This window comes from Vibrio navarrensis (assembly GCF_000764325.1).
GTDB lineage: Bacteria > Pseudomonadota > Gammaproteobacteria > Enterobacterales > Vibrionaceae > Vibrio > Vibrio navarrensis.
The window spans coordinates 2,994,570-3,020,849 of the sequence record NZ_JMCG01000001.1; the positions used below are offsets into that span (position 1 = coordinate 2,994,570).

The window sequence follows — 26,280 nt, forward strand, 5'->3', positions numbered from 1 at the left end:
AACCTTGATCACAGAGCAAAAAGAAGGAACCGCACTAAGCTAATCGCGATGGGGACCAACCGTTTTGCTCACGGCCTGCGCTCTTGGCGACACCGTAAGCATTTGTTGCTGCTAATATTTGTAGCTAAGGTGCAGCTTGATTTCTCGTCCGAGCGCTGGCACCCCGTTCATCAAATAGGGTTCGTAGTAGCGATCCGTAAGATTCTTCACTACAACTCCGGTGCGCAGCCCCGGTACTTGTTTGACGTCCCAGTTAAGATAAGCGTCTTGCAGCGTGTATTGATCGCTCGGCAGATTTGACAGCATATTGCCCGGTTCGGTTTTGTTTTGAACATCGTACCAACGTACCTTCCAGCCGGTGCGTAACCCTTCCATCCACTCATAACCAAGACCGAGGTTGATGTTAAGCGGTGGTACGTTTGGGAGATCCTCATCGGCTCCCGTCGAATCTTTCAAGCTGCCTTTGTTTTTGCCGCGAGCATAACTGGCGGAGAAATCGGAATAGAAATCGTGCCAACGAAGTTGCGAAATCAGCTCAAAACCATAAATTTTGTAACCATCGAGATTGGTATTCCAACTTTGCAGCGCTTTACTCTCTTTCGCTAAGTTGTCTCCCTGTCGGTTGCCAACATTGTTGCTGATGTCGTTGAAAAAAATCGTCAGCTCTGTGGCCAGTGCACTGTTGTCGCCAAATAAATCCTCATCAATCTGAATGACACTGCCCTGATAAGCATGCACGCGCGACACGTCTAAATCTTGCGCTGAGGCGGGAGCGCTGGCCTTGGCAAACTGCACCGAATAGAGATCGTCAATCGTAGGCGCTTTAAGTGCGTACGCGTAAGAGAAATTGAGCAGCGTACTTGGGCTCGCCTGGTAGTTGATGTCTAAACGTGGACTAAAGCCCTTATGTGTGGTTTTGCTATAATTATGCCCTGCATCAGGGTCATTGTAATCGGGCGCCGCGTTGCCTTTCCCTTGGCTTTCGATGTACTCGTAGCGCAGTGACGGAATAATCTGCAGCGCATCACTCAGGCGATAGTGATCCGCCACATACACGGCATAAATCGATTGCTCGCCCGACGGTTCAAAATAGGGCGTATACCAACCGTAGTTCTTCTCCGCTTTGCTTTTGTACGACTCGTTGTACACCAGCGACTGACGATCGGTTTTTTCGTATTGCAGCCCCATCACCAGATCGTGGTCACGAAAACTCGCGCGGTTGGACAAATCGACGTAGTCACGTTGGTAACTGAGCCATGATTCGTGCCCGTAATTGCCAACCGACACAAACATTTTTTCAAAAGCGATATCCGGGCGAACCCAGTGCCGTTCGTTTTTGGAACGCGCCGCAGTCAAGGTAAGATCGAGGTACGGACTGGAGGGCATGTAGCGATAAGACAAGGTGGTGGTGTTGTCTTGATAAGTGTTGTATGCCGTATTGGCGTACTGCGCCGCTTCAAGCGAACCATATTTTTTGATGTTGTAGTCGGAGATATCCGGCATTTTTCCACGGCGGTTCGCCCAAGGCTTGCGTCCTTCATCACGATAACGTGTGGTGATCACGTTCAACTGGTGATGATTGCTTAGATAACCGACTTTCAACAGCAAGTTATCTTGCACAAACGCCGAGTAATCGACTGTTTCGCCGCCGCCGACTTGCACATCTTGCGAATCTTTGAGTGAACCATTGGCTAAGAAGTAAAACCCTGTGTCACTGCGCCCGTAAAAGCTTAAGGTTTGGCTACTCTCATTACCATTGGTGTTGTAACCGGTGGAAACGCGCGCGCCCAAGTTTTGCCCAACCTCTAGAAGATCATCAACCGTTTTGGTTTTGATGCGGATCACGCCGCCAAATTTGCCGTTCAACGCTTGGTAATCATGTGCCCCTTTGATGACTTCGGTTTCTCCGATCAAGAATGGGTCAAAGAAAAAGGTGCCATAGCGATACTGCTGAAAACCGATCGGTGCGCCGTCAACGTAAACAGCGATGTCACTTGGATCGCTAAAACCGCGAATGTTGATCCGTTCGCCACCAGAACGCGCTCCACCATCCAGCGTCGCACCGGGTACCGAGCCAACTAGCTCAGCAAAGTTTGCGTACTGCTGCTCTTCAATCTGATCAGAATCGACGATGGTTTCTGCCGGCTTGGCGACGGTGATGGGTTTGGCGTAACGCACCCCAAGTACTTCCACTGATTCATCAGTTTGTTCACTGGCATGCAGAACGAGACTGTGGAATACCGCTAAAGAGATTAGGCTTACTTTACAAGAAATTGGAAAATGAGGTTTCATAGCAACCGCTTATCGTTATTATCGAAGCGACTGATTATATGAATCTTACCTTATTTTACAAATAGAATTGATATTTATTATCATTTAAATTAAAGACAAGTATATCTGTTTAACTTGAAAAGGAGAGGGACCGAGAATAGTCACCGACTTTGGCTTTGACCACCAAAACGCGGTTGGAGTTCTCGATTCCTAGTGTTCTTGCTCTATCCGTCTCGATTGATCTGAGCGATCAACTCCGCTTGGACACGCTCGGCGTCTTCCACTTTAATTTGGCAGGTTCCCGCAGCGTGGTGGCCACCTCCGCCATAGTTGAGCATCAATGCGCCAATGTTGGTTTTCGAGCTGCGATCAAAAATCGACTTACCCGTGGCAAACACGATGTTCTGCTTTTGAAAGCCCCACATCTTGTGGATTGAAATGTTACATTGCGGAAACAGAGCGTAAATGATGAAACGGTTGCCGGCGTAAATGGTCTCTTCACCGGTCAAATCGAGCAGTACCAAATTGTCATACACCGTGGCGCAGCGCTGGATCTGCTCTTTAAACATCACTTCATGCTCACGATAGAGATCAATACGCTCTTTGACGTCCGGCAGCTCCAGAATCTGCTCTATGGTGTGATGTTTGCAGTACTCGATCAGATCCATCATCAAGTTGTAGTTTGAGATGCGAAATTCGCGAAAACGGCCTAATCCGGTGCGCGCGTCCATCAAAAAGTTAAGTAAGTTCCACCCTTGGGAATCAAGCACTTCATCGCGGGAAAACTGCGCAGAGTCGCCCTTATCCACCGCCTCCATCATTTCCAACCACTCATGCGGGAAAACCGATGTACCGCCGTAGTAATCCCATACCACTCGCGCCGCCGAAGGCGCATTAGGGTCGATGATGTGGTTTGCGCGCTCGCCACGGTTACGAATCGTCTCGGATAAGTGATGGTCAAACACCAAGTGCGCTTCCGCGACGTAAGGCAAGTTGGTCACAATGTCGTTTGCCGTAATGTCAATCAGCCCGTCTTGCATGTCTTTCGGGTGCACGAACTTTATCTCATCGATCAAATCTTGCTGCTTGAGCAACACAGCGCAAACCAAACCGTCGAAATCACTGCGCGTTACCAGTCGGAATTTTTGTTGTGACATTTACATTTCCTTTGCCAATGATGGATTGCCATACGATAACCGGAGAGAGAAAAGCGGCGCAATAACCCGGTAAATATCAATGACAAAAATAAGAACTTCGCCACTTTGAAACTAAGGTAAGGATAGTCGAGCCCTTGATAACTAACAAACCTCTCACTTAATTGAGGCAAAAGATTGAGGTTTGTTCCGGATCGAGCTGGCGGTTGAGCGAGATAAGCTGTTGGTTGAACACGCGAGCAATTGCTTTTACCGACTCAATATTTGCCTCAGGTGGTGTATCACCAATCCAGCCCTGCAAACGCGCAAAGTCAAAGTTTAGCGCAGCGTACTCGGCGCGCTGGGCAATAATCGCCCCAATCCGCGTCAAAGCACGCGTCGCGCTTTGCAGTGGTAGCGCTCTTACCTCGGCAAGCGGCCGCTGGAAAACGCCACGTGCCACCCCTTCCAAATAGACCCGATAGGGCGTTAATTCGTCGATCAACAAAAACAGCTCCGCCTGCGGGCCATGATGCGGATACGGCACACTCAGATGATCTTGCAAGCGATAGCTGATGGCTAATTCAGCGCCAAGCGCCGCGCAGCGCTCTCGCAAAACGCGCAGCAGACCTTGTTCGTCCATCGATTGCTGGATCTCAAAGATGCGCTGCAAGTGGTAATCGTTCGAGACAAACGTCACGTTCAACTGACTACCCCGCTGACAAACACCGCTTTCGATCAGCACCCGCGAGACTTGCAGAATATTTTCTACCGTACTGGTTGATTGCTCTTCTAAAAGAATTCGCTCAGGCGCAACGACCAACCCTTGTTGCTGGCAAAGAAGAGTGAAGTGCTCAAGCATCGCGCTCGCTTCTGAGCGAGTTTGCCCTTGGGTCATGCCACCACAAAAAGCGATCAGGCACTGTTTATCCAGCGCACCTTCGCTCAGCGCGGCCACTATTGCCTCGACGCGACTGCGCCCTTCTTCGGTTAATTGGTTAGCAAACAGTCTCTTACCGAGGACTATCACCACGTGGTTTGCGTTCATCTTTTCTCTGGCTCTGGATTTTTTCATTTGCGCTGCACGAGCTGCTGTACTTTTCGCCTTTTTGGCGCTACTTTCACCACACAACAAGCCATTAACAAAATAACAACATTAAAACTGTGGTGGTGTTGGTGAATCACACTAATCCATCTTGAGCACTGTCAATAGGACGTTAATCATGCTGTCAATTTTCGATATCTTCAAAATCGGCGTCGGGCCTTCAAGTTCTCACACTAATGGCCCTATGATTGCCGGGTATCAGTTTACCCAATTGTTGGGCGAGGATCTTGCCAAAGTTCATCGCGTTCAGGTGGATCTCTACGGTTCGCTATCATTGACGGGCCGCGGCCACCACACCGACAGAGCGGTGATTCTTGGTTTGCTGGGCAATCGGCCAGACACCATTCGCATGACCAGTGCTAACCTCGCGCTGCATCAAGCGATTAATGAGGGGCAGCTTTCACTCAGCGGTGAACGTTTTATCACCTTCCATTTTGCCAGCGACATTCTGTTTCATCGCGACAACCTGCCGTTACACGAAAATGGCATGACCATCAGTGCCTTTGACTCGCAGGGTGAGCGGATTGCCTTCGAGACTTACTATTCGATTGGCGGCGGGTTTATTGCCACCGCCGATGAACTCCTCAATGGCAAGAAAGAACAAGGTGTCGCTGTCGATTTTCCGTTCAAAAATGCAGAGGAAATGCTCGAACTGGCGGAAAAAAATGGCCTGAGCCTCGGCGGAATGATCCTACGCAATGAACAAGCGTTCCATGATATGGCCACCATTGATGCCAAAGCAGAGCAGATCTGGAAGGTGATGAGTTTGTGCATGAAACGCGGCTTTGACACCGAAGGCATTTTGGAAGGGGGATTGAACGTCACGCGCCGCGCCCCTAACCTGCTGAAAAAGCTTGAAGCCAATGCCGCGATTGAAAATGACCCGATGGAAATCATGGACTGGATCAACTTGTTTGCCTTTGCGGTCAGCGAAGAGAATGCGGCGGGTGGCCAAGTGGTGACCTCCCCGACCAATGGCGCGGCTGGCGTTATTCCTGCTGTTCTGATGTATTACCATAAATTCATCAAAGAGTTAGATACAAAACAGCTCAAAGATTTTCTCGCCGTTTCTGGCGCCATTGGCATCTTGTACAAAACTAACGCTTCCATCTCTGGAGCAGAAGTCGGCTGCCAAGGCGAAATCGGCGTCTCTTCTTCGATGGCTGCGGCCGGGTTAACCGCGCTGCGCGGTGGCAGTAACGAGCAAATCTGCATTGCCGCGGAAATCGCCATGGAACACTCACTCGGCATGACCTGCGATCCGATAGGTGGTTTAGTGCAAGTACCCTGTATCGAACGTAATGCTATGGGCGCGATGAAGGCGATCAACGCCTCACGCATGGCCTTAAAACGCACCAGCAAATGCCTAATATCATTAGATAAAGTTATTGATACCATGTATCAAACCGGCAAAGACATGAACAAAAAGTATCGGGAGACTTCACTCGGTGGATTGGCGTTAATCCACATGGCGCCACCATGCGAATAGTTTTTATCGACGCACTTCACACCACTAAAGGGCAGAATTTCTGCCCTTTTTCTTGCTCATTCGTCAAATTTCACACGTTCAACTGATTTGAGTTTAACCAGCGATTAGTTCACTCAATCTCTCATCACTGTGAACTTTTGATCTAGAACAACGCATTAGCAAAGCAATCGTTTCGCATTAGAAAATGTAGTGAAAGGCGTATTTTTTCTGCGACAATTGTTTCAAAATATTACTAACCAGTTAAGTAAAATAAAAGCAGTTATAAACACTGCCTATAAATCAAATATGAGCAATTAATTATGTGGAATAAACTAAATAAATCCATGATGTTCTGCCAAATGATGTTTGGCTTATCCTTCTACGGCGTGATGGTCATCCTGACCCGATTTTTTCTCGAAGAGCTAAATTACAGCGAAGCGGACACCATGATGGTGGTCGGTGCTTTTTCCGCCATCGGGCCGCTGTTTGCCATTGCGGGCGGCTTCATTGCCGACAAGTTCCTCGGTGCTTATCGGGCTCTGACTATCGCTTATTTCGGCTTCGCCAGTGGCTACACTTTGTTGGTGCTTGGCGCCACAACGCAAAATGTACCGATGGCACTCAGTGGTATCGCTTTAGCGAGCTATTCACGCGGTTTGATGTCTCCTTCCTATCCCAGTTTATACAAGCGCACTTTTAACTCTCAGGAAGACTTTGAAAACGGCTACCCAGTGAACTACTCGGTCAACAACATTGGTGCCTTCCTCGGTCAATACCTGTTCCCGATGTTTGTGTTGGTCGTTGGCTTTAACGGCAGCTTTATGCTCTCAGCGGTGTTGGCCGCTTCTGCCGTAATCACTTTAGTGGTGATGCATAAAGGGCTGCGTGATGTAGCCGCGGAAATCGACCAGCAACCCGTCAGCAGCAAACACTGGGCAGCTTTTCTCGCCTTATCTGCCGGCATGATCGGCTTAGTGTTCTTCATGTTCTCCAACATGGCGATAGGACAGAACATCGTTTACGCCATCGGCGCCGCAGCAATCGTCTATTTCATATCACTGATGCTGAAATCGGATAAGAGCGATGCACTGAAGATGGGGACCATCTTAATCATCACCTTCCTCACCACCTGCTTCTTTGTCTACTACGGCCAAATGATGACCTCGATGAACATGGTGGCGATCAACACCATGCGCGGCGATCTGTTTGGTTTTATTCCGGTTGCACCAGAAGCAGCTATGGCGATGAACCCACTTTGGTGTATGGTGGCAGGTCCCGTGATCGCACTGTTTTTCTCTAGCCTTGAAAAACGCAACATCAACTTCTCTACCGCCACCAAAGTCGGCTTCTCGTTTATTCTCACCGCGATTGCCTTTGGCATTCTAACTTTGGCAGTGACCACTGTCGGTGAAGATGTGCTGATCCGCCCTGAAATTTTCCTAGCCATTCACTTCTTCCAAGCTTTTGCTGAAGTGATTGTCGGTTCAATGGTGGTCGCCTTTATCCTTTCGGTTGCGCCGAAACAGATCGAAAACTTCTCGGTCAGTCTCTTTTCGGTGGCGATTGCGCTAAGCGGTATTGTTGGTGCGGTGTTCTCCACCTCAATAGCGCTGGAGAAAGGCCAAGCCATCACCCAAGAAATTGTGCACACTGTGTATGGAGACTACTTCCAGTTGCTCACCGTATTGGCCGTCGTGATGGTTGGTGTGGCACTTGGCGCGTCTCTGGTGATTCGCAAAATGTTGCAAGCAGCAGAGGCTAAGCAAACCCCTGCAGAAAGTATTGAACTGGAAGCGCACAGCTGATCTGTCCTTACCTCTATTAACACCTAGCCCGCTCCGCGGGCTTTTTACTTTTTCACAAGTAACCATTTCACTATTAACTATTTGAACTGTTAGTTAAAAATCGAAACTCGCTCTGTTCTATGCTCCGCTCCTTACAAATCCATACAAAACCTCCGTGTTTTTTCTCATAAAATAAGAAAATGAACAGCGTTCGAAATTTACGCTTATGCTTTAAACCGTACAGGCGAAACATGGCTTTCATCATCAAGTCATTCGAAAAGGACAATCGGCAGTCATGCTAGATAGCAACACAACGACGTGGAGCCAACATACGCTGCATAATTAAATTATTCGAGAATTCGGAGATCTTATGTCTTATAAATACGCTTTCGCTGGTTTGCTGTCTCTCTTTTCCTTAGTAGCGCACGCTGCGCCCAACAAGCACGTGATTGGTGGTAGTTTGGGCTATGGTGACGTTAGCTATAGCACCAAAGTTGGCGACCAAGATGGCGATATGTTTCTTGGCGATATCTACTACCGCTATATGTTCAATGAGTACTTTGGCATCGAGCCTGGTTTAAAAGGGGCGTTTAATGGCATTGGTTCCACGCTGATAAGCCCACTCAGCAAAGTGAAAGATGTCAGCTATGGCGGAGAGAGAGTGAGTGGTTACGCCAGTTACCCACTGGGAGCCGGTTTTGAGCTCTACGGAAAAGGCGGCCTCACTTACTACACACTCAGCTACACAGTGGAAACCAGTGGTCAGAGCAAAGAGTATAAAGAATCAAGCCTTGGTGGTGAAGCGGCGGCGGGTGTCGCTTGGGCTTACAAACACTTCGGTTTAAACCTCGAATACAACTACGCCAAAAACAGCGACTTTTCTTCTGGCGGAGTGATGGTTGGCGCTCAAGTGCGCTTTTAACCTCTTATCATTCAGAGATCAGCGTGGTTAAGAGATAGGCTAGGTAGCTCTCCATCTTCCCCCAACGAGAGCTATCTGGCCATTTAACGGTTAGCCCAAACCAAGCGAGAGAAGAAATCCCAGTAGGATCAGTACCGCTCCTCAGGTAAAAATCCCTTCACTCTCCTTAAACAAAAGGCTCCCAAATAGGAGCCTTGCTAACCCGCCTTAGGTTTATGATGAGACAGTTGTGTTAACGATTCAATACACAATGCATCATGGCGCCAATACTCAATATGGCAATCAATCAACTCGCCTTGCTGGCTGTAGTTGACTCGTTCAACCACCATCGCTGGCGTACCCGATGTAGCGCGCAGCGCTTGAACCACATCACCTAATAGACTGCTGGTGGTAATGCGGTAACGAGTTTGCTGATACACCACACCAAAGTGATCGCGGTAAATGTCCGTCAGCGATTGCGACAAATCGAAATCCAAAAGACTAGGAAAGCGCTCTGGGCGCACATAGTTAGTCACGTACGCCACTGGGCGATCTTCAAGATAACGCACACGATCAACACGATAAACATCGGAGAACGGCTGTAAATTCAGCAGACGTGAGGCCACTTTATTGGCCAAGATGGCTTTTGCCAGCAGAAGTTCGGTTTTCGGTTGACGATTTTGCGCCAAAGCCATATTAGTAAAATTGAGCGCTTGCGTCGGATCATAACGCAGCGGCGCAGGTGAGATAAACCAGCCTCGGCGATCTTCGCGGTAGATGCGCCCTTCCGCTTCAAGCAGGCCCAGCGCCTCGCGCAGAGTCACGCGCGTGGTGTCAAACGATTCCGCCAGTTTACGCTCTGCGGGCAGTTTCTGCCGAGGTGACAACATGCCCGCTTCAATCTGCTCTACGATGGCATCTTTAATTTTTACGTATTGCACTGCGTGTCCTTATTTTTTCGCCATGGCTACCAGAGGCGGGAACGGTGTTGGCTAAGTAGAAGAATACTACCGCAGAAGTGGTGGCTAATGCATTAACAAACAAATAGCTAGCGATATCGAGCAGTGCTGGCAAAAAGACGGGCAGTTCATATTGAAAAACCGTTTGTACTGCGGTGACGTGGCTTAGAAAAAGCTGATTGGCAGATAGAAATCGAGTTCAAACGCTTCGTTTTCATCGACAAAATGGTTGCGGTGATAGTGCACGTAGGCCGGAGTTGAACGCAGTTTAAAGCCCGAGTCTGGCAGCCATTTTTCCAATACTTGACTGATTTGCGGTAGCAACTCCCCATACACACCGTGCAAACGAAAGACCGCATGCAGCCCGCCAGGAATGACCATTTGGTTGACGATACCTCGATATTTCAGCGGTTTGTCGATGCCGATACAGGCAACATAGCGACATTTATCCAGTTCGACCCAAGCTGGATTGGAGTGATGCAAGCCAAATTGCGCCACAAAAGGGCGCCCTTCCGCGCTCGCCCACGCTTTTAAAATTAGCCACGACTTCTTGATTGAACGGTTATAGCCGACATGGCGCACATACGCAGCCAATCTTTGCGGCACCTCTACAATTTTCGGCTCAGGCAAACTGCGTTTCGCTACCCGATGGTAGCCCGCCGCTACTTCTGGATCTTTGAGATAGGGTTTGTCCGACACATGCGGGTCATGACCTCTCCACTCCCCCGGAGCCATGTGAAAAGTGGCTCTAAATGCGCGGCTGAAAGAGGAAAGCGACGTAAACCCGCACTTATTGGCGATATCCAGCACCGATGAGCGCGTATCAAACATCAATTGATTAGCGGCATATTCCATGCGAGTGCGGCGAATATATTGGTGAATCGACTCCCCCACCACCTGTTTAAACACACGATGAAAATGTTGCTCCGAATACGCAGCGATTTCAGCCAACTCGCGAGCAGACAGCTCACGGCTAATGTCTTGATGAATGTAGTAAAGCACATCATTGATGCGCGAAATGTGCTGTTTACTCATGACGAAAAAGCGGCCTTGCTAACGAAAATAGCATAAATGGACATATTCAACAGCATAAATGGACAAACTATAAAATACAACCGGATGTACTATCAGTCGAATAACAAAATCAAAGCACAGACAGGAAAACCCATGGAAATCGCTCGCTCATTACAACAGATTCAATCTTCCTATATTCGCGAAATCCTCGCCGCTGCCAGCGACCCTAGTGTGATCTCTCTTGCTGGCGGTTTGCCAGACGAGCAGACTTTTCCAATTGAGCTAATGAAGCCGACCTTGGAACAATTGTCTGAGATGCCTGAAGTGTTCCAGTATGGCGCAACGGCGGGTTATGCACCTTTGCTGCGCTTTCTCAAAACATACATGGCGCTGCCAGAGACACACATGGCGATGGCGTGCACAGGCTCGCAGCAAGGGTTGGATCTGATCGCGCGTGCTTACATCAATCCGGGTGACAGCGTGGTGATGGAGGCGCCAAGCTACCTCGGCGCGATGCAAGTCTTTGGCTTAGTGAGCGCGAACATCGTCACCGTGTCGCAAAACGAACACGGGCCAAACCTCGATGAGTTGGCAGCCTGTTTCAAACAACACGCGCCGAAGATGTTTTACGCAGTACCAGATTTCCACAACCCAACGGGGGTCTGCTGGTCGCTCGAGACACGTCAGCAAGTGGCTAAGCTGTGCATTGAGCATAAAGTCGCCTTTATTGAGGATGCGCCGTATCGCGAGCTACGCTTCCAAGGGGAAGCTCTGCCGCTGGTATCGGACTTCTGCCCGCAAGATTCTATCGTGCTGCGTTCTTTCTCCAAGATTGCCTCTCCGGGTCTGCGTATCGGTATTGTCACTGGCAAAACCAGCTATTTAGAACCACTTATCAAAGTCAAACAAGGCGCGGATCTGCACTCCAGCGTACCAATGCAAGCTCTGCTGCTTGGCTTATTGCAGCATGAGCAGTTCCCTGAACATATGCAAAAAATCCGCACCCTGTACCACGCTCGCTATCAAGTGCTCGCGCAAGCGCTACAAGAGCAGCTCCCAGCAAACTGCCAACTTAAGCCCGTCGATGGCGGTATGTTTGTCTGGGTCACTTTGCCACCATGCGATACCTTCGCATTGGCTAAGGCGCTGCTTAGCAATGGTGTGGCCGTAGTGCCTAGCCCTGTTTTCTACCCGGCCGGACAAGCTGCACCTGCCGCGCTGCGTCTCAACTTTACTAACGCGACCCCAGAGCAGTTGAAAGAAGCCGTGACCCGATTGGCCGAAGGGCTTAAACTGGCCTTGGTTTAAGTCAATCCCATTAAAATACAGTGACATGAACCGCCTTCGGGCGGTTTTTTATACGCGCTAAAAGGTGACCTGTGGCAGCTAAAAACAAACTCATCCGCTATCTCAGCATCGAGGCTGACGAGCTTTTCCAACGCGAGGCGGCGTTGATCAAACAAGTGCAAACGGGTGAACTAGAGCAAGCGCTGCTGCTGTGGCAGGTCAAACAGCCAACGCTTGTCTTGCCAGCGGGGAACAAGTGGCCACAAAGCGAGCAGTTACACCGAGAGCTGGCCCAACTGGGCTGGCAACTGACGGCCAGAAAAACCGGTGGCGCACCAGTGCCACAAGTGCCCGGCATCATTAACCTTTCGCACCTCTATCATTGGCCGCACGATCAAGCCTATGACATCCGCAGTGCGTACTTAAAACTGTGTGACATCTTACGCCACTTCTTTCGCCACTATGGCTTAGAGGTCGATGTCCACGCCACGCCGGGTTCCTACTGCGATGGCGATTACAACCTCAACATAGGCGGACAAAAAGTGGTTGGCACCGCACAGCGAGTGCTGCTGAAAAAAGAGGGCGGGCAAGTGATACTGGCGCAAGCGTGCATTTTGATTGATGCCGATATGGCGCGAATTGTACAGCCAGTACAACTGTGTAATCGGCTCAGCCAGCGTGACGTAGAGATAAAAGCCGACGTTCACACGCCACTCTTTTCTCATCTGCAAAAAAGGCCCTCTATCGAGAGCCTGATGCAAACCTTAGCGGACTGTTTTCTGCGTTACGCTTAAGCGAGCAAAATGGCATGCAGTTCAGCCATGGAACTGACTGTATAGCTCGGCGCAATACGTTCATCGGCCGGGTTGCCTTGATGGTTCAACCAACAGGTCTCGATGCCGAAATTCATACCGCCGAGGATGTCGGAATGCAAGTTGTCCCCAACCATCAAAATCTTGCTTTTACACGGCTGCCCAGCCACTTGTAGCGCGTGATCAAAAATCGCCAGATCCGGTTTTGCCACGCCCACCTGCTCGGAGATCACCACCTTGTCAAAATACCCCGCCATGCCGGTGCGCTTGAGACGAATCGCCTGCAACTCGGTAAAACCATTGGTGATGATGCCCATTTTGACTTTACCGTGCAGCGCTTCCATCAGCTCCTTGACCCCAGGCAACAAGGTACAAATATCGGCCATGGCTTCAAGAAACGCACTATTGAGTTCCTGCGTGGTGGTGTTGAGTTTCTCGGCCCACTCCTTAAAGCGGCGATGTTTGATCTCATCGGCGGTGATTTTGCCGTCTTGATAGTCGACCCACAGCGGCTTGTTGACTTTTTGATAGTGGTGAAAATCTTGCTCGGTAAAATCCACCCCTTTACGGGCAAACATCAACTGCATGCCTTTGAAAGCGTCAAAGTGAAAAAGGGTTTCATCGGCGTCAAACCATATCCAATCGTATTTCATTTCTGTGTCCACTACTGCGTTTTATTACCGGGGTAGTTTAGATTGTTTTTAATATGAATATAATCTCTCTCAATAGAAAAACATTGTATCCATCTGCTCAACAATTTTACTTATGATCAATCAATTTGCCGATCTGCCCGTGTTCGTCACTGTGGTCGACTGCGGCAGTTTTTCGCAAGCAGCGAAACAGCTCAACCTGACCAAATCGGCGGTGAGTAAACGCATCAGTCATCTGGAAGATGGCTTGGGTATTCGCTTACTCAACCGCACCACCCGCAAGCTGAGCCTGACCGAAGCAGGGCAACGCTACTACGACTATGCATCGCAAGCACTGAGCCTTGCCAAACGTGGAGTCGACGCCGTTTCTGAGCTGCATGGTTCTCCGCAAGGTCGCTTGAAAATCACCGCGCCGATGACGTTTGGCGTCTTGCATGTCGCGCCGCTGATCAGCGAATTTCTTGGCCGCTATCCTGAAGTGGAAATCGATCTGCAACTGGAAGACAAAATGGTTGATCTGGTGGAGGGCGGTTTTGATCTCGGCATCCGTATCGGCCACTTGCCCGATTCCAACCTGATTGCCAAACGCCTTGCGCCATGTCGCACCGTTTTATGCGCATCACCGAGTTACGTCGCGAAGATGGGTGCGCCGCAAAAACCGGCTGATCTCGCGGATCACAACTGTCTGCGCTACAGTTATTTTCGCGGCGGCAATGAGTGGCTATTTCTCCACCAAGAGCAAGAATTTAAGGTGCTACCAAGAGGCAATTTCATCGTCAATAACAGCGAGGCCATTCGCCGCGCCCTCATCGCAGGCATTGGCGTGGCGCAGATGCCTACCTTCATTATTGGCAAGGAGCTGCGCTCCGGGGCGTTGGTCAATCTTATGCCAGAGTATCGTTTACCAGAACATTTTCTCTACGCTGTCTACCCGCAGCGTAAACATATGCCCTTGAAAGTAAGAATGTTTATTGACTTTCTCAGCGAGAAACTTGGCAGCGATACGCCGTACTGGGATTAGGCTACTGACATCTTCTGACAAAGCCACGCATTATGCTTTCCATGAACTCACACAACAGGAGAGAATCTCATGGAACAAGTTATTGAAATGGTCAGCTTCAAACTGATTGAAGGTACGTCAGCACAAACTTACATCGCAGCCAGCGAGCAGAGCCAAGCTTTTGTCGCCAGCCAACCCGGCTTTTTGTACCGCTCGCTGAGCCACGATGCTGCAAGCGACAGTTGGACGGATGTGGTTTACTGGCAAGATATGGAGGCAGCAAAGAAAGCGGGCGAACAGTTTAAGAGCCACGCGGACTGCCAACCGCTGATGGCGTTAATTGAACCAAACTCAGTCGACATGCGCCATCAGTTGATCAAAATGAGCAGTTGCAACAGCTAAACGCAAAGACCAAAAAAGGAACCCCATGAGCAAATCGGAACGTCTGTTTGAACTGTTGACCTTGTTGCGCTCGAAGCGTTATGCGGTGACCGCCAAGCAACTTGCGGAAACCATGGCCGTCAGTGAACGTACCATCTACCGCGACATTCAATCACTGCTCAGCTCCGGGGTTCCTATTTGCGGCGAGGCGGGGGTAGGCTATCTGCTACAAAACGGCTCACACCTGCCACCATTGATGTTTAGCGAAAAAGAGATGGTGGCACTTGAACTTGGCATGCGCATGGTCAGGGCGTGGTCCGATGCCGAACTCGCTCAAGCCTCACACTCGGCATCGGCCAAAATTCTTTCTGTGCTGCCCGATAAACTGAAACGGCAGGTGGAAGAATTCCCTATCCTAGTGCCCGATTATCACATCCAATCCGACACCGCCAAGCGTGCTCTATTACTTCGCCACGCTACCGATAGCCAGTTTATTGTTGATGTCGGCTATCAAGATGAAAAAGGGTCAGTGACCAAACGCCGCCTGCATCCGCTCGGGCAAATCTTTTGGGGGAAACATTGGACACTGGTGGCATGGTGCGAACTGCGCAACGATTATCGCCACTTTCGCCTCGATCGAATCGAATCGTTATCCGTTAGCGATGAAACCTTTACCACCAGCGAGAGCAAATCTTTGTCTTACTATCTGGCGCACTGCGTGCCACCACACTAGCTGAGCACGCGGATAAGTTTAGCTGGCGTTCCGCCATACAAACAATCAGGCGGTACGTCGTGATTCACCACCGAATTCGCAGCAATGACCGAGCGGGCACCGATGGTAACACCTTGGTTAATAACACAGTTCCCGCCGATCCATACATCATCCTCGACCACAATTGGCTTGCAGAATGTTTCCCAGCGGCGGCGACTGCGGTAATCGAGCGAGTGAGATGCGGTATAGAACTGACAACTCGGCCCGATCAATACGTGATCGCCAATGGTGATCTTCGCCCCGTCAAGCATCACCACATTCATATTGATAAAAGTCTGCTCGCCAATATGAATAGTTTGGCCAAACTCACACATGAACGGCGATTGAATAAAACTCTCCCCTACATGGCCAAATAACTGCTGCTGCAAAATGGCACGCTGATCGCCTTGCGTCGTCACATTCAGACGCAGTAAAAGCTCCGTCGCCCGGCTACGTATGGCATCAATCTCACGATCCGCTCCATCAAAGCTCAAACCGCTCATCATTTTTTCAAATTCTGTCATCAGATTATCCTTATTAACCAACGGTTTTATCCTACTTAGCCCTATAAAGGAAAAAAGAGAAAAGCAGCCGCTTTTCTCTTCCTCTTTATGATTTTGTGGCACGCTTGGCGATCAGACGATTTCCCAACTGTGCGTCATCTCAACACCAGCACCCAGCATCAGGCAAACAGAGCAGTATTTTTGCAGCGAGTCGGCGGTAACTTTTTCCACCAATGCAGGATCTAGCGCTTCACCCGAAACGCTAAAATGAATATTGATCGCGGTAAAAATGCGCGGCGCGGTGTCACGGCGCTCGGTCGTAAGCTTCGCGCTGCACGCGGTCACTTTCTGCCCTGCCGATTTCAGGCCATCGACCACATCCACCGAGCTGCAACCACCAGCGGCCATCAACACCATCTCCATTGGTGAGAAATAAGTGCTGTCACCACTCGCCATTGTAATCTCTTGATTTTTATCTGTTTTACCAACAAATTTTAGATCTTCAATCCACTTCACTTCAGCTTGCATGGCTTCCTCTTTTTTATCGTGACGTTACAACGGCCTAATTTAGCTAGCTGGTCAGTGAAGGCAATCGAAATTTTCTTTTCGCTGTAATTTTTTTGCTGCCTCTTCGTTCTTATTACGTACAACAAGCGAAAACCCTGAGGTAAGTATGAAAAAGTTGACTAAATTCATTTGGCTGGTGCCGGTGATGTTTTCACTCCTCTTCATCGGCTACAGCAATATCGGCGTGGCCGATACGATGAAAAATGACGCCCACGGCAAACTGCAAACCGCCACACTGGCGGGCGGCTGTTTTTGGTGTACGGAATCAGATATGGAGAAACTTGATGGCGTCTACGATGTTGTCTCGGGGTATTCCGGCGGCGATGTGGTCAATCCAACCTATCGCCAAGTCTCTTCAGGCAAAAGCGGCCATTTAGAGGTGATCCAGTTTCAGTACGATCCGCAAGTGGTAAGCTACGAAGCGGTGCTGGATTACTTTCTTCGCCACATTGACCCCACCGACGACAAAGGCTCCTTTGTTGATCGCGGCCCACAATATCGTCCGGCCATTTTTTATCACAATGCCGAACAAAAGCGCATTGCCCAGCGCTTCTTAAAAGAGGTCGATGAAGCCAACATCTATCCCGCGCCACTGAAAACTGAGCTGATTAAGTACAAAATCTTCTATCCGGCAGAAGAGTACCATCAGGACTACTACAAAAAGAGCAGCTTGAAGTACAAGTATTACCGCTACGCTTCTGGCCGCGACAAGTACTTGGACGAGGTGTTTGGTGATGAGCGCAATGAGCAGCCGAAAACGCTTCGCCAACTGATTGATGAACACCAGCAGATCCAAAGCGCCAAGCCCTACCGTAAACCGTCGGATGCAGAGATCAAAGCCAAACTGAGCGAGCTGCAATACTACGTAACGCAAGAAGACGGCACAGAGCGCGCGTTCCAAAATGAGTACTGGGATAATAAACAAGCGGGTATCTATGTGGATGTGGTCACCGGAGAGCCACTGTTTTCTTCCACCGACAAATACAAATCGGGTACGGGCTGGCCAAGTTTCACTAAGCCGATCAATCCCGCTTATATTGTCACCAAAACCGACTACAAGCTGGTGTACCCACGCACGGAAGTCAGAAGCCGCTACGGTGATTCCCATCTCGGGCATGTGTTTGAAGACGGCCCAGCGCCAACTGGCTTAAGATACTGCATGAACTCGGCGGCGATGCGTTTTATCCCAGCAGCCGAACTCGAAGCAAGCGGCTATGGAGAATACGCGGCACTGTTTGAAAAGTAAGTCCTTGTTGCTGAAATGACAGATTAGCGGTCAGGTGCGTCTTTTATTGTTGCCTGACCGCCGATTTTCCCACTCGCTCTGGCGGTGCTGGTACGGGAAATTATTGAACTCTTCTATCTTCACTGCACATTTTGTTAAGGCAATGCATTACCTGTGCACAAAGTCATAAAATACATTGATTGAGTCAGCAATATTTTTAATAATCGCTGTTCAAAAAATGGCAAAAACTCCAGCATCTCAATCGTTCATCCGCTAATCTTAGCAGTATGATTGTTTAGCTATCGTAAAAGCATAACTAGAATGACAAGCGACGACTTTAAGAAATCCACCGCCAATCTCAAAAAAGCGGTCCCCTTGATGATTAAAAATCATGTAGCAGCAACGCCTGCTAATTACGCGCTTTGGTATACCTACGTCGACAATGCTATTCCTCAGTTAAACCAAGAGCTAGACACGGTGTTGGAAAACTTCGGCATCTGCCCACCTGCCACCAGCGAACAGCTCTACCACAGTTATGTGGCCAGCAAAACCGAGACTAGCCTGAGAGAGCTCAAAGACAGCATCGAGATTTTACTCGGTGAGATCGCCAGCTCCATGTCGGATACTCTCTCCGATACCTCCTCTTTTACCGCCTTGGTGGACAAAAATTTCAGCAAACTGGAGAAAGTCGAAGATGAAGGACTGAGCATTGAAGAAGTGATGGGAGTGATTCGAGAACTGGTCTCTGAATCACGGGAAATTCGCCACTCGACCCGATTTCTTAGCAGCCAGCTCAATAACGCCAGCACTGAGATCTCGCGCCTCAAAGAGCAGCTTGCCGAAGTGCAAAAAGACGCGCTATTTGATGGCTTGTCGAGCCTCTACAACCGCCGCGCATTCAACAACGATCTGCGTGCTTTGGTGAATGCCGAGCAGAACATTAGTTTGATCTTGCTGGATATCGATCATTTCAAATCATTCAATGACAACTACGGCCATCTGTTTGGCGATACGGTGATCCGCGCCATCGCTAAACGCCTGCAAATGAGCTGCCGCGAAGGGATTACCGCGTACCGATTTGGCGGTGAAGAGTTTGCGCTGATCGCTCCTAACAAATCGCTGCGTATCGCTAGACAGTTCGCCGAATCACTGCGGCGCAATGTCGAAAAACTGAAAGTCAAAGATAAGCGTTCCGGAAAGCAGGTGGAAAACATCACCGCGTCGTTCGGTGTGGCTGAATGGAAAGCGGGAGAAACGCCAGACGATTTTATCGATCGCACCGATAAACTGCTCTACGAAGCAAAACAACTTGGCCGAAATCGGGTGATGCCACTTTAGGCACATCACTACTTTAATCGCGTTACTACTTATTACGCCAGTGAAATAACGCTGCTCAGTACTCTAACCAGCGATTTTCTGCTCAGACAAAAAACCCCGGAAAAGCACACTTTTCCGGGGTTTTCTCATTTTATACTTAGATGCTGTAGCAGTAGCTCAGAATGTAGTCTTCACCATTTTTCGCGGTGTACTCTTTATCTTCACTGCTTGCCATTGGCTTGCCATTCACATCCCCTTTCACAAGGCTAATCCAGTGACGCATCGCGGTGGGCGCATCGCCCGTTAACGACGGACTGAATGTGGTGCGCGTTTCCAGTTGGATGTCATCAATTTCAATCAGCTCAACACAGCCAGTTCCTTTGTGATAACCCAGCATCACTTCCACATGGCTGCCTGTTTCATCACGCAGCAGAATAGAGCAAGGATCTTCTTTTCCACCGGTAAAAGCGACAAAGTGTTTGGGAGAGCGCAAGCCACTGTGCGTACCGTCCGCAAAATAAGCCATCAGGTGGCGATAATCGATCACGTAACTGGTGACGTCTTGGTGTGAACCATTTTCCAGCGGGAAAAGGCGATCAAGCAGTTGTTTCGCTTTCAGTTGCTTCTCATTTTGTTCGCTTGAGCTCACCGCTTCGACGGCAAAGACGGCTTCTGCGATAAATGGGCGGTGTTGTTGTTGGATATCATTTTTATCGAATCTAAGCATATTCATCGTCTTTCCCTCTTAGAAAATCTCATTCCTTTTTTGCTTTTGGAGCAAAAACTTTAAACTTGCGTTTGGTTTCTAACAATTCTGTGAAGTGGAAGGTTTTTTTCCTTGCCTGCTCACTATGTAGACTAGCGAATTTTTTACTACAATTTCACAACAAAAATTTTACAATGTGAATTTTACAAAATGTCTGTGTCAAAAAGCTTGATTCGCCAATCGCATTTTCTTGGAACCAAAATTAGGAACCTAAGAAAAAACAACCATTTAACTATGGAAGATCTCTCTGCACGCTGTATTCGTATCAACCCTGAATACGCGCCATCGGTCTCCTACCTCTCGATGATCGAGCGCGGAAAACGGGTTCCGAGCATCGATATGCTGGAAGTCATTGCCGAAGTGTTTCAAAAAGATCCCGCTTGGTTTTTAGATGACGAGCCCGAATTAGAAGCGATCACGCCCAACAAAGGCAATCGTGGCGGGTTAAGTGGCATGGCGCTTGAGCCCAGCTTTTTGTTCTCCAATGACATTTTACAAATCGCGATTCCGGAGATGCTCTCGCAAACGGGCATCACTGGGCGGCAGTTTGCTCATCTGCTGATCCGCGCTCATCAGGAAGCGAACCAAAACCACTTCCCCGATCTGGAACGTGCCGCGGAAGAGATCGGAAAAAAACGCCTCAATATGTCGGTGGAAGATCTGATTGATATTGCCAAAAGTTTGGGCATGGATATCCGCTGGATAAACCGCACGCCAAAAGATGTGGTTGACGAGCTGGGCGTTAACGCCAAACAGTTGGTGACGTCCTTTATGGAGCCGCCGAGCACCATTTATCTCAACAGCATGATGAAAGAGTATCCGACTCGGCTAAAATACGATTTAGCGGTGTACATTGGCCATCGCATTTTACACAGTGCCGACAGCGTGAAAAGCGTTCTCTCAATTGGTCATCAAAACCACTGGGACCAAGCCGACGATCTCTCCCCGACATCCGACCTCAACTCCCAAGATATTCTGCTGGCGTGGCGTGATTTTGAATCCAGCTTTTTTGCCGGGGCACTGCTCTGCCCGAAAGTTCCGTTCCGCCAATTGCTCGATCGGAGCGGCTACGAAATCGACGTACATAAGAAAGCGGGAGTCTCGCCCTCTGTTGCCATGCGCCGCATGACGGTGGTTTCGCCTTACCCTCACTGGCATTATTTCGATGCGTATGGCCCCGGTAAACTCAAAGCGGTGTATCGCGGTAACGGCATCCCGCTGCCTTGGGGAAACATGCGCACGGTAAACGATCCGTGTCAGCATTGGGCGGTGTTTCGTAAGCTGTCTGAATCACAACCGGGGAGCTCTGCTCAGCTTTCCATTCTTAATGTTGGCAATGAGCCTAGGTTGTACTGCTGCGAATCGGTGAATGTGGTTGATCCCGCGGGCAATAATCGCGTGCTTTGTGCTGGTATTGATCTCAACCCGGCTATCAACGCACAAGGTGGTGATGCGATTGAAATCGCAGAAGAGCTAAAACGTTTGTGTGTCAGCCATGGTGGCAGTAGCGAAGTTCCCTACCATATAAAGAAAGACCTAACAACGATTGCCAAAATACTCAATATCAAGTGGATAGAGCGTGGCATCAACGCACCTGCGCGTTTGATCTGCTCTCGCGGAGCCGTGTGTCCGCGTCAGCCAAGCTGCTACGCAAAATGTGGTGAGGAATAATTTTAAGCAAATCTGCAAATTGCAGATAAAAAAGAGGCCAAACACAAGCAAGGTGTTTGGCCGTTTATACGTGTGAACAATCTGTGTCCACTAACAACGTCAGTTGGCTAGGTGACCCTCGGCTTAAGAAGGGTCGTATTAGGTAAAGCACGATGTATGCCAAAAAAATAATTGTCTAAAAGGTCTATTTTTGTGCTGAATATCGTTGTTTTATAGATATTATTTGCATATCGCATTCTCAATTTGCAAAAACAACGCATTATGCCATCAAGTGCATTATTAATAGTTAAAACTATTAGCTAATCGTATTGTTATACTCGTCTTATTTCATTCTGGAAATGTGTGACATTAACGACGTTCTCCCTTCTCCATACACAACAGCCTTTTAACGTCACCTATACTGACTAGGCAGCTCAAAATTCACCAATCGGCTTATTAATCAATAACAGAGAATGCCTTGGAGACGCTTATGCATTCGATTCTACGTCAGTTCCAACTCTACAATATTGTTACCGTGGTTGCGGGCATTCCTTTACTTCTTGGTATTGTGCTTGCTGCCAATACTATTCTCAGTTTGGATCGCCAAGCGCAAACCTCACGCCTTGACCAAGAAGTAATAAAGTTAGTGATCCTGTTTGATAATTTAGCTCACAATCTGGCAGTTGAACGCGGACTTACCGCTGGTGTGCTCGGTAGCAAAGGCAACCCCGATCAGGTCGCCGCACTCAAAGGACAGCGTGTAAAATCGGATCAAGCAATCGCATCACTGCTTGCTTATCAAGCGGAACAACTCAGCTCCAGTTTGATAGCGCCCTTGACCGCCGATATCGAGTCTTCATTAAATCAACTTAACACCGTGCGAGCTGGCGTCGATGAGCTAGCCCCTAGCATCGCGCCTTTTGCTTACTATTCGCACATTAATCAGCTCGCGATAGATAACAGTCGCCTAATGATGTCGGAAGTGGGCAATGAACAGTTATCAGCTCTTGGGGGAGCTTTGGTGTCCATAATCATCATGAAAGAGCGAGCAGGCCAAGTTCGCGGAGCGCTGAATGGGGTCTTTGCTCGCGGCAGTGCGACTGCGGCCATCTTCGCCAGTATTGATAACTATATTCGTTCAGGTGACTATGCCAAACGTAGCGCCCTACTGGAATTGCCACCCGCATTTGAACAACAGCTTCTCAATCAAGAACGCGATCCCATTTGGCAACAAGTTGAAAGCATTCAAAAAAGCTTTCTCGCACAAAAAGAACAGCTCAACAACATTAACGGCCCTAACTCAGGGGAATGGTTTAAGATGGCGACCCAACGCATCACGCTCATCAACCAGATTCGCAATGCGTTACAAACCGAAATGCATGCCCTCTCAGAGCAGCGTTCGATCCAAACCACCAGCACACGCAATCTACTCGGTTTTGTCTCACTGGCATTCTCTTTACTGCTGCTTTGGGTGGTGATAGCAAGCGTCACAAACCTACGCCAACGCGTCGGTCATTTGACCAACACGCTGAGCAACATGGCAAAACGCTTCGATTTGTCGCTCGATCTTGATCAATCCGGAAAAGATGAAATCGCGTCGATCGCTTCCAGTATCAACCAGTTGACCCATGCGATACGCGGCCTACTCGACAATGTGCAGCAAGCCAACGATCACAGTACCGACAGACTGAATACCATTGTGGATTCAGCGCGAAGCCTTGGAGCCAGTAGTCAGACAACGATGGCGAAATGTGACAATATCGCGACGGCAATGACCGAGCTTTCCCAATCCAGCGTTGAAATTGCCCATTCAGCTGAAAGAGCAACCGAAGATGCCAACACCATGAACCAACAAGTGCTGGAGTGCCAGAATCAGAGTAAACTCTCATTCCATTCGGTAAAAGCCTTAATGGAACAAATTGAAGCCACGCAAACTTGCATGCGTGAACTGGACAAAGATACGCAAAGCATCGGCCAGATTGTCGACACCATCAGTGCAGTTTCTGATCAAACCAACCTTTTAGCTCTCAATGCTGCAATCGAAGCCGCGCGCGCTGGCGAACATGGTCGTGGCTTTGCCGTGGTCTCTTCAGAGGTGCGTGATTTGGCACAACGTAGCCAACAAGCGACAGAAAACATCACCAAACTGTTAGACAGAATCCGCGACAACACCAAACGTTCGGTCGAAAACATGGACAAAAGCCAAACGGCTGGCAACGACACCTACCACTCAGTCGATGTGGTGCGCTCAAGTGTTGAAAATCTAGAAAACGCGATTGAACAAATTAATCAACACATCAGCAGCATTGCCAGCGCCACGATTGAACAGTCGAAAGCCAGTGAGATGGTTGATAAAGATGTCGATGTACTCGCCGAAATCGCTCATCAAACGGGAAATCAGGCAAATGGCTTGAATGAGATAGTCAAAGGATATCAATCTGAAGTGCAGGAAATGCAAACGCAACTCAGCGCGTTCAAACTTTAGTACCAATGCCCAAAGTTCGCTTTCGCGAGCTTTGGGCCTTGGTTTTTAACTGAGCAGAGAATTAACCACTTCACGCTGCAGCTTCTTCTCTCGATACATACGATCGTCCGCTTCTTTGAGCATTTCATCATAATTGCGTAAGTCATGGTGAAAAAAAGCATAACCAATACTGACGTGCAGATAGATCAATTCACTTTCATACACCACCGGGTTAGCACACAGCGCAGATTTTAACTTTTCAATCAGTTGTGCAATGTCTTCCTGCTTTTGAATTCGCGGCAAAATAATCAAAAATTCGTCGCCGCCAATCCTAGCAATGATATCAGTGGAACGCAGCGTACTTTTTACTCGCTCGGCACAGGCAAGCAACACTTTATCCCCCGCCGCATGACCAAACGTATCGTTAATGTGTTTAAAGCGATCTAAGTCGAAATTGATCACCGCAAAAGTCTCGTCTTTACCTAATTTTTGCGCGTGTCTGAAATAGCGATCCAGTGAGTACATGAAGTAACGCCGATTGGGTAAACCTGTCAGCTCGTCATGCAACGAGCGAATGCGAGCGATGTCGTACAAACGATAGATGGTGATAAAAACCAGCCCAAGCAAAAGCAGAATTGGATAACCCAGCAAACGCGCAATATTAAGTTGATACCAAGGCACACCCGCCAAAAATTGCTCATCTTTTGCCACAGCTAATACCCAGCCGCCATAAGGAAAATTCACTTTTTCGCGAACAAACGCTAAGTCGTAGGTCTCTCGCTCTCCCCAGAAAATATCACCATCTGCGCCTTGGCTATCATAGCCTTTGATCGCCACTTTGTACTTGTAAGCAAAACTCACTAAGCCCACATCGGTGAACAGGGAATCGAAGTTTAAAACTGCGCTACACACCCCCCAGTACTGAGTATTGAGCGGCGGATCGCTGAAGATAGGCACTCTGGCGATCAAGCCTCTGCCACCTTGAACCAAATTCACTGGACCAGCAATAAAGATCTCAGCGATGTTTTTTGCTTTCAAAATAGAGGCCCACTGCTTGGGAACCGTATGGTAATCAAGGCCAAGCACTTGCTCATTGCCAGACAAGGGGTAAACGTAATTCACCACGTCATCTTTGGCTAACACTACGTTTTTGATGTGGCGTCCTTTGCGAATGATTTTTGATGACGCTTCATCGAGTGCCTGGACATTGCTGCTAGGATGGAGTGAAACCAGCGTCGCTAAACTGCTGACAATGTAAATGTCAGAAACAATCGTTGCTTCCAGCTTAGATCGAATCGCTGAAAGTTGATCTTTTGCTTCTCGCTGTAAATGCTCTTCTAGCACTTGCAACTGGTTGCGATTGAGTACTTCAACCACACCTACTGAGAGCACAACAAAAAGGAAAAACAGCAGTTTTATGCCCCACTGTTTATCGAACGTGTACTTCATCTAAGCCCCTGTCCACGCCTAAGAGATAGGTAAAATAATCAATAAATCGTTATTATTGTTAAAAAAGTTGATATGTATAAGAATAAACCAATCTGGTTAATAATAGTAAGCATATTTTACGGGTGTGAATTTTCGGACAACTTATGACGCAGCAACCCTCCCTGTTCCAAAACGATAAATGGCTTGCCATTCGATCGGCTGGGCTCTTGTACTGGGATCCGCAATTCCTTTCTCCTCGTCAGGCCCAGCGCTATTTTCATCAGTTACGCTCCGAGCTCCCTTGGGCTCAAGAAGCGATTACTCTGTTTGGCAAACCAGTCCTGCAACCCCGTCTGCAAGCTTGGTGTGGGGATGCCGTCTATCGCTATTCCGGTTTAACCATGCAACCCTCCCCTTGGACGGATGGTCTACTGGAACTCAAACAACGCTGCGAGCTGGCATCTGGGGCACAGTTTAATTCCGTGCTCGCCAACCTCTACCGTCACGGTCAGGATTCCATGGGCTGGCATCAAGATAACGAACCAGAGTTAGGCAAACAGCCGATTATTGCGTCGCTGACTTTGGGCGAATCACGACGTTTTCTGTTGCAGCACATCGAGACCAAAGAAAAAATCGAGTTTGAGCTGCAAGCGGGTTCTTTGCTTGTTATGGCAGGCACAACACAAACCTATTGGCGTCATTGCGTACCGAAAACGGCCAAATCCAAGGCGGAACGCATCAACCTGACGTTTCGCCACGTCAATCCTACCGTTTATTGACCAAGCAATTACATTAACCCAAACCATAGCTGCTAGAGTTCAATTTATCAAAGTGATAACAGGAC

General features: G+C 48.8%; 23 protein-coding genes and 1 pseudogene. 13 read left to right on the forward strand and 11 right to left on the reverse strand.

The window, feature by feature from the left end; genetic code table 11:
• Positions 1–111 precede the first annotated feature (111 nt).
• From EA26_RS13220 to EA26_RS13230, 3 genes are all read right to left on the reverse strand, one after another.
• Complete coding sequence (locus tag EA26_RS13220) at positions 112–2,292, reverse strand: TonB-dependent receptor domain-containing protein (protein WP_039428288.1); 2,181 nt, start codon at positions 2,290–2,292, stop codon at positions 112–114.
• A 203-nt stretch (positions 2,293–2,495) separates the two neighbouring features.
• Positions 2,496–3,428: an exopolyphosphatase gene (locus EA26_RS13225; protein ID WP_039428291.1), complete on the reverse strand. Its 933-nt coding sequence runs from the start codon at positions 3,426–3,428 to the stop codon at positions 2,496–2,498.
• A gap of 157 nt (positions 3,429–3,585) precedes the next feature.
• Positions 3,586–4,452, reverse strand: a complete 867-nt coding sequence (locus EA26_RS13230) for a YdcF family protein (RefSeq protein WP_039428293.1) — start codon at positions 4,450–4,452, stop codon at positions 3,586–3,588.
• Between the two features lie 175 nt (positions 4,453–4,627).
• On the opposite strand from EA26_RS13230, the gene EA26_RS13235 reads away from it, so the two are divergent.
• From EA26_RS13235 to EA26_RS13245, 3 genes are all read left to right on the forward strand, one after another.
• Positions 4,628–5,998, forward strand: a complete 1,371-nt coding sequence (locus EA26_RS13235; protein WP_039428295.1) for an L-serine ammonia-lyase — start codon at positions 4,628–4,630, stop codon at positions 5,996–5,998.
• Positions 5,999–6,297: 299 nt separating this feature from the next.
• Positions 6,298–7,782 (forward strand): peptide MFS transporter, encoded by a 1,485-nt coding sequence (locus EA26_RS13240; protein WP_039428298.1) that lies wholly within the window; start codon positions 6,298–6,300, stop codon positions 7,780–7,782.
• A 349-nt stretch (positions 7,783–8,131) separates the two neighbouring features.
• Entirely contained in the window at positions 8,132–8,683 is a 552-nt protein-coding gene (locus EA26_RS13245; RefSeq protein WP_039428300.1) for an outer membrane beta-barrel protein, read from the forward strand.
• Positions 8,684–8,880: 197 nt separating this feature from the next.
• Here the strand turns inward: EA26_RS13245 and phnR are convergent, their stop codons facing one another.
• The 3 genes and pseudogenes from phnR to EA26_RS13255 form a co-directional block, all read right to left on the reverse strand.
• The gene (gene phnR, locus EA26_RS13250; RefSeq protein ID WP_039428303.1) at positions 8,881–9,603 is read right to left on the reverse strand and encodes a phosphonate utilization transcriptional regulator PhnR; all 723 of its coding nucleotides are present in this window, start codon (positions 9,601–9,603) and stop codon (positions 8,881–8,883) included.
• A 31-nt stretch (positions 9,604–9,634) separates the two neighbouring features.
• A pseudogene (locus EA26_RS22600) lies at positions 9,635–9,751 on the reverse strand (ABC transporter permease); the annotation flags it as partial.
• 35 nt (positions 9,752–9,786) lie between these two features.
• Positions 9,787–10,656 carry an AraC family transcriptional regulator gene (locus EA26_RS13255; protein WP_039428305.1) on the reverse strand — a complete coding sequence of 290 codons (870 nt, stop codon included), beginning with the start codon at positions 10,654–10,656 and terminating at the stop codon, positions 9,787–9,789.
• A gap of 132 nt (positions 10,657–10,788) precedes the next feature.
• On the opposite strand from EA26_RS13255, the gene EA26_RS13260 reads away from it, so the two are divergent.
• Together EA26_RS13260 and EA26_RS13265 are read left to right on the forward strand one after the other, a co-directional pair.
• Positions 10,789–11,943: an aminotransferase-like domain-containing protein gene (locus tag EA26_RS13260; RefSeq protein ID WP_039428307.1), complete on the forward strand. Its 1,155-nt coding sequence runs from the start codon at positions 10,789–10,791 to the stop codon at positions 11,941–11,943.
• Between the two features lie 71 nt (positions 11,944–12,014).
• A complete protein-coding gene (locus EA26_RS13265) occupies positions 12,015–12,716 on the forward strand; it encodes a lipoate--protein ligase family protein (protein ID WP_039428309.1) in 702 nt (233 codons plus the stop codon).
• Here EA26_RS13265 and yjjG read toward each other — a convergent pair.
• Positions 12,713–13,387: a pyrimidine 5'-nucleotidase gene (yjjG, locus tag EA26_RS13270; RefSeq protein WP_039428312.1), complete on the reverse strand. Its 675-nt coding sequence runs from the start codon at positions 13,385–13,387 to the stop codon at positions 12,713–12,715. The genes EA26_RS13265 and yjjG overlap by 4 nt on opposite strands.
• 112 nt (positions 13,388–13,499) lie before the next feature.
• On the opposite strand from yjjG, the gene EA26_RS13275 reads away from it, so the two are divergent.
• The 3 genes from EA26_RS13275 (at position 13,500) to EA26_RS13285 (ending at position 15,498) form a co-directional block, all read left to right on the forward strand.
• Complete coding sequence (locus tag EA26_RS13275; RefSeq protein ID WP_039428315.1) at positions 13,500–14,405, forward strand: LysR family transcriptional regulator; 906 nt, start codon at positions 13,500–13,502, stop codon at positions 14,403–14,405.
• Between the two features lie 69 nt (positions 14,406–14,474).
• Complete coding sequence (locus EA26_RS13280; protein WP_039428317.1) at positions 14,475–14,786, forward strand: antibiotic biosynthesis monooxygenase family protein; 312 nt, start codon at positions 14,475–14,477, stop codon at positions 14,784–14,786.
• Positions 14,787–14,811: 25 nt separating this feature from the next.
• Entirely contained in the window at positions 14,812–15,498 is a 687-nt protein-coding gene (locus EA26_RS13285) for a helix-turn-helix transcriptional regulator (protein WP_039428319.1), read from the forward strand.
• Here EA26_RS13285 and EA26_RS21990 read toward each other — a convergent pair.
• Together EA26_RS21990 and EA26_RS21995 are read right to left on the reverse strand one after the other, a co-directional pair.
• A complete protein-coding gene (locus tag EA26_RS21990) occupies positions 15,495–16,040 on the reverse strand; it encodes a sugar O-acetyltransferase (protein WP_039428321.1) in 546 nt (181 codons plus the stop codon). The genes EA26_RS13285 and EA26_RS21990 overlap by 4 nt on opposite strands.
• Before the next feature lie 111 nt (positions 16,041–16,151).
• Entirely contained in the window at positions 16,152–16,547 is a 396-nt protein-coding gene (locus EA26_RS21995; protein ID WP_039428324.1) for an OsmC family protein, read from the reverse strand.
• Positions 16,548–16,692: 145 nt separating this feature from the next.
• Between EA26_RS21995 and msrB the strand changes: the two genes are divergently transcribed.
• The gene (gene msrB, locus EA26_RS13300) at positions 16,693–17,832 is read left to right on the forward strand and encodes a peptide-methionine (R)-S-oxide reductase MsrB (protein WP_039428327.1); all 1,140 of its coding nucleotides are present in this window, start codon (positions 16,693–16,695) and stop codon (positions 17,830–17,832) included.
• A 300-nt stretch (positions 17,833–18,132) separates the two neighbouring features.
• Positions 18,133–19,149, forward strand: coding sequence for a GGDEF domain-containing protein (locus EA26_RS13305; protein WP_039428329.1), 1,017 nt, complete (start codon positions 18,133–18,135; stop codon positions 19,147–19,149).
• 136 nt (positions 19,150–19,285) lie between these two features.
• On the opposite strand, the gene EA26_RS13310 is transcribed toward EA26_RS13305, so the two are convergent.
• Positions 19,286–19,861 carry an aldolase/citrate lyase/malate synthase family protein gene (locus tag EA26_RS13310; protein ID WP_039428331.1) on the reverse strand — a complete coding sequence of 192 codons (576 nt, stop codon included), beginning with the start codon at positions 19,859–19,861 and terminating at the stop codon, positions 19,286–19,288.
• A 183-nt stretch (positions 19,862–20,044) separates the two neighbouring features.
• Here EA26_RS13310 and EA26_RS13315 point away from each other — a divergent pair, with 183 nt between their 5' ends.
• Positions 20,045–21,565, forward strand: a complete 1,521-nt coding sequence (locus EA26_RS13315) for a DUF3612 domain-containing protein (RefSeq protein WP_039428333.1) — start codon at positions 20,045–20,047, stop codon at positions 21,563–21,565.
• 469 nt (positions 21,566–22,034) lie between these two features.
• The gene (locus EA26_RS13320) at positions 22,035–24,029 is read left to right on the forward strand and encodes a methyl-accepting chemotaxis protein (protein WP_039428335.1); all 1,995 of its coding nucleotides are present in this window, start codon (positions 22,035–22,037) and stop codon (positions 24,027–24,029) included.
• 45 nt (positions 24,030–24,074) lie between these two features.
• Here the strand turns inward: EA26_RS13320 and EA26_RS13325 are convergent, their stop codons facing one another.
• Positions 24,075–25,457 (reverse strand): diguanylate cyclase, encoded by a 1,383-nt coding sequence (locus EA26_RS13325; protein ID WP_039428337.1) that lies wholly within the window; start codon positions 25,455–25,457, stop codon positions 24,075–24,077.
• A 143-nt stretch (positions 25,458–25,600) separates the two neighbouring features.
• Between EA26_RS13325 and EA26_RS13330 the strand changes: the two genes are divergently transcribed.
• Positions 25,601–26,215 carry an alpha-ketoglutarate-dependent dioxygenase AlkB family protein gene (locus tag EA26_RS13330; RefSeq protein WP_039428338.1) on the forward strand — a complete coding sequence of 205 codons (615 nt, stop codon included), beginning with the start codon at positions 25,601–25,603 and terminating at the stop codon, positions 26,213–26,215.
• The last annotated feature ends 65 nt before the right edge of the window (positions 26,216–26,280 follow it).

Excerpts from the sequence above, each read along its gene's own strand:
- EA26_RS13220 (WP_039428288.1), bottom strand. The coding sequence starts at position 2,292 with ATGAAACCTCATTTTCCAATTTCTTGTAAAGTAAGCCTAATCTCTTTA.
- EA26_RS13225 (WP_039428291.1), bottom strand. The coding sequence starts at position 3,428 with ATGTCACAACAAAAATTCCGACTGGTAACGCGCAGTGATTTCGACGGT.
- EA26_RS13230 (WP_039428293.1), bottom strand. The coding sequence starts at position 4,452 with ATGAACGCAAACCACGTGGTGATAGTCCTCGGTAAGAGACTGTTTGCT.
- EA26_RS13235 (WP_039428295.1), top strand. The coding sequence starts at position 4,628 with ATGCTGTCAATTTTCGATATCTTCAAAATCGGCGTCGGGCCTTCAAGT.
- EA26_RS13240 (WP_039428298.1), top strand. The coding sequence starts at position 6,298 with ATGTGGAATAAACTAAATAAATCCATGATGTTCTGCCAAATGATGTTT.
- EA26_RS13245 (WP_039428300.1), top strand. The coding sequence starts at position 8,132 with ATGTCTTATAAATACGCTTTCGCTGGTTTGCTGTCTCTCTTTTCCTTA.
- EA26_RS13255 (WP_039428305.1), bottom strand. The coding sequence starts at position 10,656 with ATGAGTAAACAGCACATTTCGCGCATCAATGATGTGCTTTACTACATT.
- EA26_RS13260 (WP_039428307.1), top strand. The coding sequence starts at position 10,789 with ATGGAAATCGCTCGCTCATTACAACAGATTCAATCTTCCTATATTCGC.
- yjjG (WP_039428312.1), bottom strand. The coding sequence starts at position 13,387 with ATGAAATACGATTGGATATGGTTTGACGCCGATGAAACCCTTTTTCAC.
- EA26_RS13275 (WP_039428315.1), top strand. The coding sequence starts at position 13,500 with ATGATCAATCAATTTGCCGATCTGCCCGTGTTCGTCACTGTGGTCGAC.
- EA26_RS13280 (WP_039428317.1), top strand. The coding sequence starts at position 14,475 with ATGGAACAAGTTATTGAAATGGTCAGCTTCAAACTGATTGAAGGTACG.
- EA26_RS13285 (WP_039428319.1), top strand. The coding sequence starts at position 14,812 with ATGAGCAAATCGGAACGTCTGTTTGAACTGTTGACCTTGTTGCGCTCG.
- EA26_RS21990 (WP_039428321.1), bottom strand. The coding sequence starts at position 16,040 with ATGACAGAATTTGAAAAAATGATGAGCGGTTTGAGCTTTGATGGAGCG.
- EA26_RS21995 (WP_039428324.1), bottom strand. The coding sequence starts at position 16,547 with ATGCAAGCTGAAGTGAAGTGGATTGAAGATCTAAAATTTGTTGGTAAA.
- msrB (WP_039428327.1), top strand. The coding sequence starts at position 16,693 with ATGAAAAAGTTGACTAAATTCATTTGGCTGGTGCCGGTGATGTTTTCA.
- EA26_RS13305 (WP_039428329.1), top strand. The coding sequence starts at position 18,133 with ATGACAAGCGACGACTTTAAGAAATCCACCGCCAATCTCAAAAAAGCG.
- EA26_RS13310 (WP_039428331.1), bottom strand. The coding sequence starts at position 19,861 with ATGAATATGCTTAGATTCGATAAAAATGATATCCAACAACAACACCGC.
- EA26_RS13315 (WP_039428333.1), top strand. The coding sequence starts at position 20,045 with ATGTCTGTGTCAAAAAGCTTGATTCGCCAATCGCATTTTCTTGGAACC.
- EA26_RS13320 (WP_039428335.1), top strand. The coding sequence starts at position 22,035 with ATGCATTCGATTCTACGTCAGTTCCAACTCTACAATATTGTTACCGTG.
- EA26_RS13325 (WP_039428337.1), bottom strand. The coding sequence starts at position 25,457 with ATGAAGTACACGTTCGATAAACAGTGGGGCATAAAACTGCTGTTTTTC.
- EA26_RS13330 (WP_039428338.1), top strand. The coding sequence starts at position 25,601 with ATGACGCAGCAACCCTCCCTGTTCCAAAACGATAAATGGCTTGCCATT.